9 protein-coding genes and 1 pseudogene are annotated in these 14,465 nt (G+C 41.5%); 6 read left to right on the plus strand and 4 right to left on the minus strand.

The window, feature by feature from the left end; all coding sequences use genetic code 11:
* Positions 1-67: 67 nt before the first annotated feature.
* The 3 genes and pseudogenes from NSTC731_RS06395 to NSTC731_RS06405 all read right to left on the minus strand — a co-directional run bounded on the left by NSTC731_RS06395 (position 68) and on the right by NSTC731_RS06405 (position 7,097).
* Complete coding sequence (locus tag NSTC731_RS06395) at positions 68-5,110, minus strand: PAS domain S-box protein (RefSeq protein ID WP_445630072.1); 5,043 nt, start codon at positions 5,108-5,110, stop codon at positions 68-70.
* Between the two features lie 336 nt (positions 5,111-5,446).
* Positions 5,447-5,626 (minus strand): annotated as a pseudogene (locus NSTC731_RS06400) (EAL domain-containing protein); the annotation flags it as partial.
* Between the two features lie 265 nt (positions 5,627-5,891).
* Entirely contained in the window at positions 5,892-7,097 is a 1,206-nt protein-coding gene (locus NSTC731_RS06405) for a transposase (RefSeq protein ID WP_445630073.1), read from the minus strand.
* Positions 7,098-7,340: 243 nt separating this feature from the next.
* Here NSTC731_RS06405 and NSTC731_RS06410 point away from each other — a divergent pair, with 243 nt between their 5' ends.
* From NSTC731_RS06410 to NSTC731_RS06435, 6 genes are all read left to right on the plus strand, one after another.
* A complete protein-coding gene (locus NSTC731_RS06410) occupies positions 7,341-8,342 on the plus strand; it encodes an ABC transporter ATP-binding protein (protein ID WP_445630074.1) in 1,002 nt (333 codons plus the stop codon).
* Positions 8,343-9,155, plus strand: a complete 813-nt coding sequence (locus tag NSTC731_RS06415) for an ABC transporter permease (RefSeq protein ID WP_445630075.1) — start codon at positions 8,343-8,345, stop codon at positions 9,153-9,155.
* A gap of 216 nt (positions 9,156-9,371) precedes the next feature.
* A complete protein-coding gene (locus NSTC731_RS06420; RefSeq protein WP_445630076.1) occupies positions 9,372-11,138 on the plus strand; it encodes a GldG family protein in 1,767 nt (588 codons plus the stop codon).
* Between the two features lie 133 nt (positions 11,139-11,271).
* The gene (locus tag NSTC731_RS06425) at positions 11,272-11,898 is read left to right on the plus strand and encodes a DUF4340 domain-containing protein (protein ID WP_445630077.1); all 627 of its coding nucleotides are present in this window, start codon (positions 11,272-11,274) and stop codon (positions 11,896-11,898) included.
* Between the two features lie 96 nt (positions 11,899-11,994).
* The gene (gene purU, locus NSTC731_RS06430; RefSeq protein WP_445630078.1) at positions 11,995-12,849 is read left to right on the plus strand and encodes a formyltetrahydrofolate deformylase; all 855 of its coding nucleotides are present in this window, start codon (positions 11,995-11,997) and stop codon (positions 12,847-12,849) included.
* A 119-nt stretch (positions 12,850-12,968) separates the two neighbouring features.
* Positions 12,969-13,370, plus strand: coding sequence for a nuclease A inhibitor family protein (locus tag NSTC731_RS06435; protein ID WP_445630079.1), 402 nt, complete (start codon positions 12,969-12,971; stop codon positions 13,368-13,370).
* Positions 13,371-13,436: 66 nt separating this feature from the next.
* Here NSTC731_RS06435 and NSTC731_RS06440 read toward each other — a convergent pair whose 3' ends face one another.
* The gene (locus NSTC731_RS06440) at positions 13,437-14,282 is read right to left on the minus strand and encodes a DNA/RNA non-specific endonuclease (RefSeq protein ID WP_445630080.1); all 846 of its coding nucleotides are present in this window, start codon (positions 14,280-14,282) and stop codon (positions 13,437-13,439) included.
* Positions 14,283-14,465 lie beyond the last annotated feature (183 nt).

Genomic DNA, 14,465 nt, shown 5'->3' on the forward strand with positions numbered 1-14,465 from the left:
AAATAAAAATAAAAAATATATATTTAATTTGATTTGTAAAAGAAAGAAGAGAAATTAAAGAGTTTATTTACTCAGAAGGTGAAGTGTGCCCAATGAGACTAACGATCGCTGCGGCTAAATCCGCTGGATCGACGGGTTTAGGTAGATGTTTTTGAAATCCTGCTGCCATTGCTTGGTTGTAGTTAATTTCTCCTGCATAAGCAGTCAAAGCGATCGCCGGAATTTGTCCGCCTTGCTCTGGTGGTAATTTTCTCACTTCACGTAGCAACATATACCCATCCATGAAGGGCATGCCAATATCGCTTAAGAGGATATCTGGGTTTGATTGCATTAATGTTTGTAGCGCTTCATCTGCTGATTCAACTGCCGTTACCGTCGCGCCATATTGTTCCAGCGCAAAGCTAAAAAACTCTCGCACATCGGCTTGATCGTCCACAAGCAGGATTTGGACTCCAGCCAGTAATGTCTCTTCAGTACTGAGTTCTGCTTGAGAAGCCTCACCACTGCTAACTCGCAACTCAGAATTTTTCAGCAAAGGTAGTTTAACTGTGAAGGTAGCACCTTGTCCTTCTCCCGGACTCTCTGCCTGAACTGTGCCACCGTGAAGTTCTACCAAATGACGCACAATTGCCAGCCCCAATCCCAATCCGCCAAATACTCTGGTTGTCTTAGCATCTGCTTGCCGGAAGTAATCAAAGACGTAGGGCAAAAATTCTGGGTTAATTCCTTTACCTGTATCAATTACCTGGATTTGGGCATCTAAACCAACTTGCTCGAGACGCACTTGTACAAGTCCATTCGTGGGTGTGAATTTAACAGCATTGGAGAGGAGATTCCACATCACTTGTTGCAAGCGATCGCCATCGCCAAGAACTTTGCCGATATCATTACTTAACACCGTTTGAATTTGAATCGATTTAGCTTCTGCTGCTAAACGCACTGTTTCTAATGCAGCTGCGATCGCTATTTTCAAATCCACTGCATGGAGATTTAACCTAACCTTACCTTGCAAAATCCGCGAAACATCAAGTAAATCTCCAATCAATTCGGTTTGTAACCTGGCATTCCGCTCGATTGTTTCCAATGCTCGGATTTTAGTAGCTTCGTCGAACTTGCGGGTTCTGAGTAACTTTGCCCATCCTAAAATTGGATTCAAGGGAGTTCGGAGTTCGTGGGAAAGGACAGCGAGAAATTCATCTTTAATTCGGTTGGCTGTCTCGGCTTGGGCCCTAGCAGTCTTTTCAGCTTCGTAAAGTTGAGCGCGGGCGATCGCCTGAGCACACTGCTGTCCCAGTGTCAACATAAATCCCCGGTCTTCTTCATTAAATATTTGTCCAGTCGTAAAGCTTAATCCCAGTGCGCCAATTACTTTACCTTCTACTACCAAGGGAATGGAAGCCCAGGCATTATTCCCCATAACAGTCACAACATCTGCTAACTCAGGATATCTAGCAATCATGGCTGCTAAATTTTCTAAAAAAATCGGCTGCCCAGTTCTGACTGTTTCTGCTATTTGGTTAGGTGCTGCGATCGGAAAAGTTGTCAAAGTATTGATGAGCGTTTGCGGATAGCCAATTGCTTGCACAACATTTAGGGTAGTATTTCCCTCAGTCAGTAAGACAACGGAACCACCAGTAGCTTCCAAGGCGGCAATGCCTTGGTTCACCACTACATTAGCTACTTGTTGGGGAGTTAAGGCTTCCGAGAAGGCAGCAGTTATTCTTTGTAAAAGTACTGTGCGATTGACAGACCGTTCAGTTTCCTGGTAGAGTCTGGCGTTGTCGATGGCTGTCGCTGCCCGCCGAGCAATATCTTCTGCTAAAGCCAAGTCTGTTTGTTGATAGTACCGACCAGATTCGGCGGTAAAAAAAGAGATTGCTCCAAATAATTGCCCGCGAGAACGAACTGGAATCACCATTAGAGAACGAATATCCAAACTTTGCAGCAATTGCAGATGTTCGTCGTCTTCAGACATCTGTAAAAGATGTGAGTCAGATAATTCGGGATAAAAGACAGATATTCCTAAGCGTAGCTGCCGTACCAGCTCTTTGGCTTTGGTTTTAGGTCGATAACGCCGTCGGATTTCGTCTAAAATATTCAGTTTTGTGGAATCGGCAATTGCGATCGCAATTTGTTTACTTGACCAATCTTCCTGGAAGACATCTACAATGCACAAATCGGCTAAAGTTGGAACTGCTAGATTAGCTACATTTTCTAAAGTTATTTCATAATCCAATGAGGCAGCTAGTAAGGTACTGGCTTCGACTAAAAAGTTTTGTGTGGCTTCAACTCGTTTGCGATGGCTAATATCTTCAATAATCCCTAATGCATACATTGGTTGTCCCTTCGCATTCCAAACCGCTGATGAAGTTAGATTTACCCAAACAATAGAACCATCTTTGCGGATGTAGCGCTTCTCTAAGGAATATCCACTAATTTCTTTTGCTAAAACTCGCCGAGCATTTTCCAAATCAACTTCTAAATCGTCAGGGTGGGTAATTTCCTGGAAGTTCATTTGCATTAACTCTTCATGGCTATATCCAGTAATTTCGCATAGGGCAGGATTAATTTGCAGAAATCGTCCATCCAACGCTACTAGAGTAATACCGACAGTTGCCTGATTGAACATTGCCCGAAACCTTTCTTCACTTTCTCGCAAAGCAACTTCTGTTTGCTTTGCTGCGGTCACATCTGCCAAAATAATCCCAATTCCTATTGTTTCACCCATTGCGTTATTAACTGGGTAATAGTTGCCCAGCCAGTAACCGTAACGTCTTGGTTGTTTTCTTGTCTCACCGCTGATTTCCATATTCAGCAGGGGTTCTCCAGTATCTAACACCTGCTGTAATTGTGGCTCTAACTCAGCCGCCATTGCTGGCAAGACTTCTTTAAATTTGCGTCCTAGATGTTCTTCTATATCTAAACCGTTAATGTCAGCGAAAACTTGATTAATGCGGATATATCGCAGTTCTCGATCCAAAAAGCATACAGCAATAGGAGCTGCTTCTAGCAGCGCATCTAGAAGAGATAGAGATTCAGCATAATGGACTAAAGCTTGGTGGATGTCTCGATAAAGTTGGGCATTTTCCACTGCTAAGGCAGCACGATGAGTAATATCTGTTGCTAAAGTTAGGTCAGTGCGATCGTAGCGACGGTCTGATTGAGTGCTGACAAAGGTAATACAGCCGAGTATGCGCCCTTTTGCGATTAATGGCACAATCATTACAGACTTCATCCCCAATTGCCGAACAAGTTCTAAGTGTTCCTGATTCTGAGTAGTTGCGACTAATAGCGAGTCAGATACCTCTGAGATCAATTCACTTTGTCCAGTTTGCAGTACTCTTGTAATTGCACTTGCACTCTTGTAATCTGTCACATACTCTTGAAGTTTACGCGCCAACTCCGCTTTCGATGGGTCTGCATGGGCAATGGGTAGGCGGCGAATGGAACCATCTTCATTTAAAATATCGACGCTACACCAATCAGCTAGCTGGGGAACTGAAATTTTGGCGATCTGTTGTAAGGTTTGTTCATAATCTAACGAAGTAGAGAGTACACTACTAATTTGGGCAATATAGCGTAGTCTTTCCTCAGCCTGGTTGCGCTCTGTAATATCGAGGACAAAAAAAGCTCCTCGATCTACAGTCCCTTCAAAGTGGCTACCACCGATCAAAATCGGGAAGCGTGAGCCGTCTTTACGGATATATTCTTTTTGATATGGTGTACAAAAGAAACTGTCTTGTAATTGAGTTATTGCTTCTCGATCGAGTGGCACGTACTCTGTAGGAGTTAGGTCTTGCCAGCGAAGTGTTCCAGAAAGTAATTCTTCACGGGTATAACCGACCATATTCAGCAAGGCATCGTTAGCATCTGTAATCCTGCCGTCTCGATCCCAGAAGCCGATACCAATCATGTTTGAATCAACCACACTGCGAAACTTAGCTTCGCTTTCTCGTAATGCTTGTTCAGTTTGTTTGAGTTGAGTAATATCAATTGAGCTAATGCCCACTCCCAACAACTGTCCATTCGGCAAACACACCGGATAATAGCTAACAAGACCATAACGATATACCCCAGGCGGATAGGTTTCACCGCTCACTTCTTGGTTGAGTAAGGGCTGCCTAGTTTTCATCACTTGCTGAAAAACAGGCTCAATTTGCGCCGCCCATTCTGGTAGTACTTCTTTAAAGGTGCGACCAATATGTTGAGTTTGCGGTACACCGTTAATCGCAGCTAGCGTTTCATTCGCATAAATATAGCGCAGTTCAGGATCGAGAAAAGCCAGGGCTACTGGTGAACTAGTAAGCCAAGCATTGAGTAAAGCCAGAGATTCATCTTTTTGCCCAATAGCTTGTTGAAGTTCCTGGTGCAACCTGGCTTTTTCTAGTTCTGCCTGCTTGCGCTCAGTAATATTCACACCTGCACAGGTGATACCTAAAATGTTATTGTCTGCATCCCTTAGCGGTTCAACTAGCAAATCGTAGTAACGATTTTCTTGACCAATTGTCAAATAAACCTCTTGGCGGGTTGCAACACCAGTTTTTATTACCTTTAGCTTAATTGCCTGCAATTGCGCTGCTACTGAGGCGGTAAATAATTCATCATCAGACTTACCTAACATTTCCTCAACAGTTTCTGGACTTTGAGGATTATGAATCCACTGATATCGCAAATCGCGGTCTTGCTGAAAGACCACGATATCTGAACTGCTTAACGCTAATCGAAATCTTTCTTCACTAACTCTCAGCTTTTGGAGATTTTCATCTGCCCTTGTTTTAGCAGTTTTTAATGCTTCACATAAAATACTAAAGAGCAATCCTTGCAATGCAAATAACCCAATTTGCACAGAATTAGATAAATCAAAACTCAGTTCATAAGCTGGAGGGAGAAAGAAATAATTGCTCAGTAATGCAGATAATGAAGTTGCTAACAACCCTGACTTCAAACCACCATACCAAGCACTCAACATTACAGCGCTAAAAAATAGTAGAAAAAAAGTTCCACTCATACTTAACCAAGGGTCTAGCATTAACATTAGCACTAATGCTAGTGCGACAATTAATACAACAAGGACATAACGCAGTAACTGAGGATAATCAATATGGGGCATGAAAAGTTTTGGGAAAAACTAATACTCATTGCTGAGACTGTACATACCCTAAGCTAGTTTTTGATTTTTAGTAAGTTATCTACAGATAGATTTTTGCTGAGTTATAAAAGTCTCTTTTGCCAGAGGTCAATGTTTTAGTTATCTGATATGTGGAGTAAACAATTAGCTCGACCCATCAAGATAAATAACATTATTTAGCTAATTTAAAATAATAAATACAAATACTAGCTAACTTATAACAAAAATTATCGAATAATATCTGGTTCAAGATAGAGAGAAACAGAAAATCTTGATTGTAGTTGTGAGATAACCTATTTAGATCGTCCAACTACTTTTTTAATTAGCCGATCGTTTGCCGAATTCACCAGAAGATAAATACATAGTTTGAGTTGCTAGAAGTATTTGTGCTGTCTCATATTTTAGAGGTTTAGAGAACAGATAACCTTGACCAAATTCGCATCTAAGTTCCTGTAACCATAAAATTTGTTGTGGTGTTTCAATATCTTCGGCAATAACGGCTAATCCGAGTTATTGTTCAAAAGAGAAATGAGAAATAGTTTCTTTCAAGATACTCTTGCTTAATTAACTTGACACTGCTCCTAGTACAGATTGGCTATGGTGTACACACAAATCTAAAAAAGCTCGATTTTCCATTATTCTCTTGTTTATCTCGTTTCTATGCAGAGTATGAGAATGGCTTATTAGGGGCTGATGGCTTAATTTGACACCAATGGCATCTTATAGGGGACGGGTGAGGACCTTTCAAGGGCAGGTTTTTTGTTTAAGCAGATGAGAAAGCTGTGGGACTTCTCCACGATTCAGGGAAGAAGCAACCAATAGGCAAAGGTTGACCGAGTAACAAGGCAACAATAATCTGAATAAAACCGCGTCGAAAACAACTTAAAAAACGTGTTGGTTTTTTAGCTGGTGGTTGAGTACGTGCTATGTGATCTGGTGGCAAGTCATCATAATTACTATTAGGAGGTGTAGCATCAGCCTCACTGCCAACACTGACCAGCCAGAAAGTAGCGAGAGCGATGGCTGCGCCAACGCCAAGGGCGAACGCTAACCAATGTCGCTCGGCACGTTTGGGGTCAGTGATTTTGGTAAAATGCCAGTGTAGGCCACCACGTTTAGTATCCTTGAAACCGCATTCAATCCAAGAGCGCATTCCATACCAGGTGGTAGATGCTGTCTGTGGTAGAAAATCAGTCAAAATCAGCCAGGGGTCGGTGTAACCTTTGTCCCAACGAGCTAAAAGAGTACAAGTTAGAGGATTGGTTTTAAAGCATTGAACAACACCACACCAATGGCTACCCACAAATGGAACAGTATCAGTCAAAGTAATCCAATCATGAGAATCTAACAGGCGAAATTGCCCACCAAGATTTATACGTAAAAAAGGATGCCAACCCAATTCAACTATTTTGTGATACAGCCATTCAGCGTATAATCCCCTGTCAGCGGTAACAATTACTGTCATATCTGGTGGAACGCTATGTTTTAAGCGATCAAAAAGTTCTAACCAATAAGGTTTCCAAGCTCCTGGTTTGTTAGCTGTAACTACTTTCCATGCCACTGGCACAGCGCAGCCACGAATCAGTACACTAATTGCTAAGACCGTGAATCTACTACCTAACGTAGTTGCATCCATCCCCAAGGCTAGTTGTGACTCTTGTGAATACCACTTATCAACTACCCAGCCTAGTAATGGTGCAAAGCACTTGCTCACATCTATTTCTTGTCGTTGAGTACCTTTTTTATCGTCCGCATCTCGATACCATTCTCGCAATCTCTGCCGGACTGTATTTTCTTTTTCACTTAGTAGTTGTGCTAAAAACACTGCTACTGTTGTTAGACCCGTTGATTGCATCATTCCTATACCAAAACTCCACATTGCCAAAACTTTCGCTTGTGGCCGACTTAGGTGTGGTAGCTTTTGGTTAACGATCGCTATCCAACTGTTCAAACCTGAATACTCGTTCATGACCCGCTTTGTGCCACGATGTTTTATCCTATCATCTACCCTTTTCTAAAAACCTACCCTTGAAAGCGGGTGAGGACACCCATACCACAAGAAAATTTGGGATGTTTTTTATTTGGAAGTACCTAAAGACGTTTTTCAGGAACTTTACCCATTGTCAGCTAATCTTTGTGTCAGTCCCCCATACTCAATATTGCGATCTAAGATTATTGGGTATTCTATAAATTTGCGATCGCCACTATACGGATGATTGAAGTTGAACATCTGAGTAAAATATACGGCTCTACCCCAGCAATTACTGATGTCACCTTTAGCGTCGAACCTGGGGAGATTTTAGGGTTGTTGGGCCCCAATGGCGCTGGAAAAACCACAACCATGCGGATTCTGGCTGGTTATTTACCGGCAACCAATGGAAATGCTCGAATTGCTGGTTATGATGTCCATGAGAATTCTTTGGCTGTGCGCCAACGCATTGGTTATTTACCGGAAACACCGCCATTATATCCAGACATGACGGTGGAGGGATTTTTGCATTTTGTCGCCCGAATTAAGGGAGTTCCAGCAGGCGATCGCCCCAACAAGGTGACAGCCGCCATCGAACGCTGCAACTTGGAAGATAAGCGGCGAGTAATTATTCGCAAACTCTCTAAAGGATACCGCCAACGGGTCGGAATTGCTCAAGCGATCGTTCACGATCCCCCAGCAATCATTTTGGATGAACCCACCGTTGGACTCGATCCCCGACAAATAATTGAGGTGCGGAACTTAATCAAAAGCCTCGCTGGTACTCACACAATTATTCTTTCCACGCATATTTTGCCAGAAGTGAGTATGACTTGTAGCCGCGTCGCCATCATCAATCGCGGTAAAGTGGTGGCAACTAATACACCAGAAAACCTGATGACTCAGTTGACAGGTGGTTCTGGGTATGAGTTGGAAATAGAAGGAGAAGCCGCCTTAGCGAAACAGGTATTGCAAAAAGTTGCGGGTGTGAGTTTGGTTGAATCAATTCCTATAGCCGGAGGTTATCAACCGCAGGCAAATCGCGCTTACTTGCGGGTGATATCGCAACCAGGAAAAGAACCAGGACGCGATATTGCCACAACATTAGTGCGTGCGGGATTTGGTTTACATGAACTGCGGCGGGTTAACGCCACCTTAGAAGACGTATTCTTGCAACTAACCACAGAAGAAAAAAATTTCGATCCTGAGGTAGACTTAGCAGCAGACAAAGAAGGAGCAGCGTAAATGGGTATAGTGCTGAGTAATATTATTGCCATTTATCGCCGAGAGTTACAGAGTTATTTTGTATCACCTTTGGCTTATGCGATCGCAGGCATATTTTGGTTCATCGCCGGGTTATTCTTCGTGATGATTTTGCTAGGGCCAGATGGCATTTTAGTAGGAGTCGCGGCAATAGATGCACAAGGGCAACAGCTGGGAGTGCCAACACCACCAATAGATGTCCCCTACGAATTTGTCCGAGCATTTTTAGATCGCATGGGATGGCTATTGTTATTTATCCTGCCCATACTTTCAATGGGACTTTATGCCGAAGAACGGAAGCGGGGCACTTTAGAACTATTAGCCACCTCACCAATCACTAATTGGGCGGTAGCTGTAGGTAAATTATTAGGTGTAATCACATTTTTTATCACAATGGTTGTACCCATGCTAGTGTTGGAAGCGATCGCCATCAGCGGCTCAAATCCACCAATGACGCCCTCAATTCCCTTACTGGGTCATATTGGATTAATCTTATTAGCAGCAGCAATTTTATCTGTAGGAATGTTTATTTCCTCATTAACAGACAGCACAATTTTATCTGCTGTTCTTACCTTTGCAGTCATCTTATTATTGTTATTGATTGATTTAATCGCCAAAATTGTCCCTGGCCCCGTCGGTGAAGCTTTAGGTTATCTATCGTTGCTGAAACATTACAACACATTAATCCAAGGCATTTTTGATACTAGCGCTTTAATTTTATTCGCCAGTTACATTTTTTTTGGCATCTTTCTTACAGCTCAATCAATTGATGCACTGCGTTTTCAAAGGCAGTAGTTATATAAGTTATGAGTTAGGAGTTAAAAGTGAGGAGTTAAAAGTCATCAGGACTTAAGCAAAGTAATGAAAAAACCAACTGAAAAGGAGGTATCCGCACAGCGTCTCTTAGAGAAGGTAACAAAGGAATAATAGTATCAGAGAGTCAATAACTCCTAACTCCTAACTCCTAACTCCTAACTCCTAACTTTTAATTCCTAATTTCAGTCTAATAATATGAAGATACTTGCAAAAAAGAAACTGTGGAAATATCTGTTTTGGTTAGGCCCATTCCTAATTACTGTCGGTTTAACAGCTGGGTTAGTCTCTGACCAGTGGGGACTAATTCCATTAGTATTTCTGATTACAGGAATTGTTATTAGTGGGTTAGGGATAATATGGCAAAGCTACCAGAGTAACTGGTGGAATCGTCGTTCTACCCAAGCTGGGACTAATGCCCTAGTGGCAACTCTGGCAATATTAGCAATTTTGGGATTGATTAACTTTTTGGGAACTCGCTATCACTTACGAGCAGACTTAACAGAGGCTCAATTATTTACCCTCGCACCCCAATCACGTGAATTAGTAAGGGTTTTACCACAGCCAGTGAAAGTATGGGTATTTGATATTAACCAAAATCCCCAAGATAGAGAACTACTAGAAAATTATCAACGCCAAAGCTCAAAATTTAAATACGAGTATATCGACCCCCAAGCTAGACCAGGACTTGCAGAAAAGTTTGGCGTCAAAGATTATGGAGAAGTTTATTTAGAATCTGGCGATAAACGGCAATTAGTACAAACAATAAATGAAAATGAGCGATTGTCAGAAATTAGATTAACTAGTCGCCTGCAACAACTAACAAATTCAACCACAGCTAAAGTTTACTTCCTCCAAGGTCATGGCGAACGCCAACTTTCGCCTGGTAAAGATGCAATATCACAAGCAGTTCAAGGATTAGGCGACAAAAATTTCACAACATCACCCCTGAATTTAGGAGAAACTTCCAAAGTTCCTCAAGATGCGGCTGTAGTGATAGTAGCTGGCCCCAAACGAGGGCTGTTTGAGGGTGAAGTCAAAGCTTTGCAAGACTACCTTAATCGCGGCGGTAACTTACTGCTGATGATCGATCCGAATACCGATCCCAAACTTAATAGCTTGCTACAAGAGTGGGGTGTTCGTCTGGATAATCGTTTAGCAGTCGATGTCTCTGGCGAAAGCGTTGTGGGACTTGGCCCTGCTGCGCCCTTAGTCACAGAATATGGACAACATCCGATTACCAAAGATTTCGGTAACGGCAATTCTTTTTATCCGATTGCGCGACCACTGGAAATTACCTCTGTGCCTGGTGTTCAGGCTACTCCACTGTTACGAACCAAACCCTACCCTAGCAGTTGGGCAGAAAGCGACCTCCAAAGCGAAAAATTAGAGTTTAATGCAGATAAAGACCTCAAAGGCCCTTTAACCTTGGGCGTTGCTTTAACAAGAAAACAAACACCCAAATCTACTTCCACTCCCCAAGCTGCACCCACACCTTCACCTCTACCATCGCCAACAACTCAAAGCAAGACTAGCCCGACTCCTTCCCCTTCTTCCAAGACTCCGCAAGCCTTACCCTTACCATCACCAACTACTCAAAGCAAGACTTCTCCCACTCCCCCTACCTCCCCTGCCTCCCCTGCCCCCTCTGCCTCCCCTGCCCCTCCTTCCCCTGCTGCCTCATCTCAAACAGCTACCGAGTCCCGGTTAGTAGTTTTAGGAAATTCCGATTTTGCCACTGATGGTTTGTTTCAACAGCAATTAAATGGAGATGTATTCCTCAACTCAGTTACTTGGCTGAGTCAACAAGATCAGCAACCCCTTTCCATTCGTCCCAAAGAACCGAAAAATCGGCGAATAACCCTGACAACCACACAAGCTAATCTTTTAATATTGTCATCTCTGTTAGTTTTACCCTTAATTGGGTTTGCGATCGCAGTTATTATTTGGTGGAAACGACGGTAAGAAGAGACGCGATTAATCGCGTCTGTACAAGAGTTAGGAGTTATAAATATTAACTCTTTACCAATGACAAATACTTCTCTACGAGAGGCTGCGCCAACGGCTTCGCTCAGTACAAGTGACAAATGACTAAAAAATGAAATTGCCACGAACGACTTTAATTTTGATATTGCTAGCGCTGGGTTTAGGTGGTTTTGTTTACTTCCATGAAATTCGAGGTGCAACTGTGCGCGAAGAAATCAAGGAGCAAAAGCAGAAAATTTTCTCTTTTGGAGAAGATGATGTGCAGTCTTTGACAGTCAAGACAAAAAAACTCACCCTGAATCTGGAACGTAACCCTGAATCTTCTAGTAAACCCAAGTGGTTAATCAAATCTCCAATATCGGGGCCAGCAAATGATGCTATTGTTTCTTATTTAATGGATTTGTTGGTCAAGGGTAATAGCGAGCGTACTTTATCAACTTCAGCAAAAGAGCTTGGAGAATTTGCCTTAGATCCACCCCAAGCAACTATTAATATTACCCTGAAAAACCGACAAAGCCATCAGTTGATTTTGGGTAAATCTAACTTTAACGGTCGTTTATTGTATGCTCAAGCTGACCCTACTGCTAAACCCGATGGAAATATAAATGTGCTGTTAGTATCTACAGATTTTGCAAATGCCGTAAATCGAGAACTATCAGAGTGGAAACAACCTGTAGATAATAGTCAGAAGCTACCTGGACTCAGCACCCCTTTACCAACTCCGACAAATAGTAAATAAGCAATTACGGTTTCTGTGGTATGTTTCGGTAACGCACAATGGGTTAGCACATCTGTGCTACTCTACTTCAAATCTGACTAGTTTTTCTAAGTTACTATGACAAATCCCACAGCAACATTGCTGATTTCCTGCCCCGATCGAAGGGGACTGGTGGCGAAATTTGCCAATTTCATCTATTCTAACGGTGGTAATATTATTCATGCAGATCAGCACACAGATTTTGCTGCTGGGTTATTCCTTACCCGCATTGAATGGCAATTAGATGGGTTCAATTTACCGCGAGAATTTATTGCCCCGGCATTTAATGCGATCGCCCAACCTTTAGGTGCTAAATGGGAATTACGTTTTTCTGATACAGTACCACGCATTGCTATTTGGGTAAGTCGGCAAGACCATTGTCTATTTGATTTAATTTGGCGACAACGTGCTAAAGAATTTGTTGCTGAAATTCCTTTGATTATTAGTAATCATTCTAATTTAAAGGTAGTGGCAGAACAATTTAATATTGACTTTCAGCACATTCCCATTACTAAAGATAATAAATCAGAACAAGAAGCCCAACAACTAGAATTACTCCGCCAGTACAAAATAGATTTAGTTGTATTGGCGAAATATATGCAGATTGTTAGTGCAGATTTTATTAATCAATTCCCACAAATTATTAATATACATCACTCATTTTTACCAGCTTTTATCGGAGCAAATCCCTATCACCGAGCTTTTGAACGTGGGGTAAAAATTATTGGTGCAACTGCTCATTATGCTACTGCTGATTTAGATGCAGGCCCAATTATTGAACAAGATGTAGTGCGAGTAAGTCACCGTGATGAAGTTGATGATTTGGTGAGAAAAGGTAAAGATTTGGAGAGAATTGTATTAGCAAGAGCAGTGCGATCGCATTTACAAAATCGTGTATTAGTATATGGGAATAGAACAGTAGTATTTGAGTGATTTCATCTCCGAAGGAATGCAAGAGAGCGATTCCGGGAAGTTGTGAGATGATGTTTTCTAGACAGTCTTTGTCAATTATCTAACTCAAAAATCAATGCTCATAACCATAAATAAATTTTATGACTAACGAGATTACGGAAAAACTTAAACAAGCCTTTGATGGTTTGTTAATGATAAGTGAATCAGAGTATCCTTTTGAAGCTTTTTTGTGGTCTAATCAAGCGCAAGAACCTTTGACAAATCAAAAACTTCTCCAGTTAACAGGACATCCTCAAGAAACATCAGTTGAAGAAGTAGAACTAGATTATTTTTTTCGGAACTGTGCCCAAGAAAAAGAATGGCACGATGAAATACAACGACAAAATGTGCCAAAGTTTAAATCACTTGTCAAAAAACTAAGAGATTGCCTCACTAATATCAAGGTTTATTGCATAGGTACGATCAGTATTGATGTCTATATTGTTGGTAAAACTTCAGATAAAGATTTAGGCGGAATTTCGACAAAAGTTGTAGAAACCTAACGAATCAAACATCAGCCTATCTATAATTTGCAGATAGGCTTTAAGTTTTAAGTGAAGTAAGTATCCTTACAAATTGTCAACTCTAGACTCAATTACACTTTGAACAGACGAAGAAACATGAGAGAGCAAATTGTAACCAGTGTTTGTTTCAATGGAATCAACACTAACTCTGTAGTTTGTCCAGTTATTATTTCTAATTCCCTGTGAATTAGGCATATTCACTGCAATTACTCTTGTGTTATTAGTAACGCTGCTAGCATCAGAATGTGATGAATTTAATACTACAATAACCTTCCACGTTCTAGTTGGAACTGTAACGTTACCATTAGCAATTGTGTTTTTTGTTCCATTCGACCCAGTTCCACCAGTGCCATAGGAGCCTGAAATAATATAGAGTTCTTTCCCCTGGTTTACTAAGTCTCTAGAATAATTTTCTAGTGCAGCCCAAGGCCCCTGATTATTATCAGGTGACTGAGGAATTATATTCGTCATTAAAAAAGTAGCAGAGTTATTGGTAACTGTATTTGTCCTATCTGCTGAAGCAGTCATGTGTCCCCTATCAAAACCGCTACCAGTGTAATCGGAAGAAGTGACTCGGTAGCAGCTTGAAGGTAATGTAGTATCTGCACGAAAATCATCTTGGCGAGGTGCGCTTCCTAGCCATGATGTGTTTAGCTGCCAACTTACCCAATTTGGTGTCCCTCTATAGCAATTGTAAGAAACTGCGTATTGAGATTTGCTCAACAAAAGATTACTGTAACTACTGCCAGCATTACTAGGATTGCCCATTCTTAGATGAACGCTTGAGGGTTGTGCTGTTAGTGGCTTTTGTAGATAATTAAGCAGAGTGAAAGATATTGCTGTTGGTACAGCAATAGGTAGAATAGCCCTGAGAAAATCAGACTTCTTCATTTGTTACTATTTATTTGTTTAAACAAACTACAATTGTCTCTGTTAAAGTTACAGAAATTCAGTAAAACTTACCAATCGCAATATAGCTATGGTTGTATAAAGAGAGGTTAAAAAACTGTAAATAGTGCGTTAACATCTAGTAATTATTGAGGTGACGCTCTGAAATTAGATAATCACCTAAAT

This window comes from Nostoc sp. DSM 114167 (assembly GCF_052692655.1).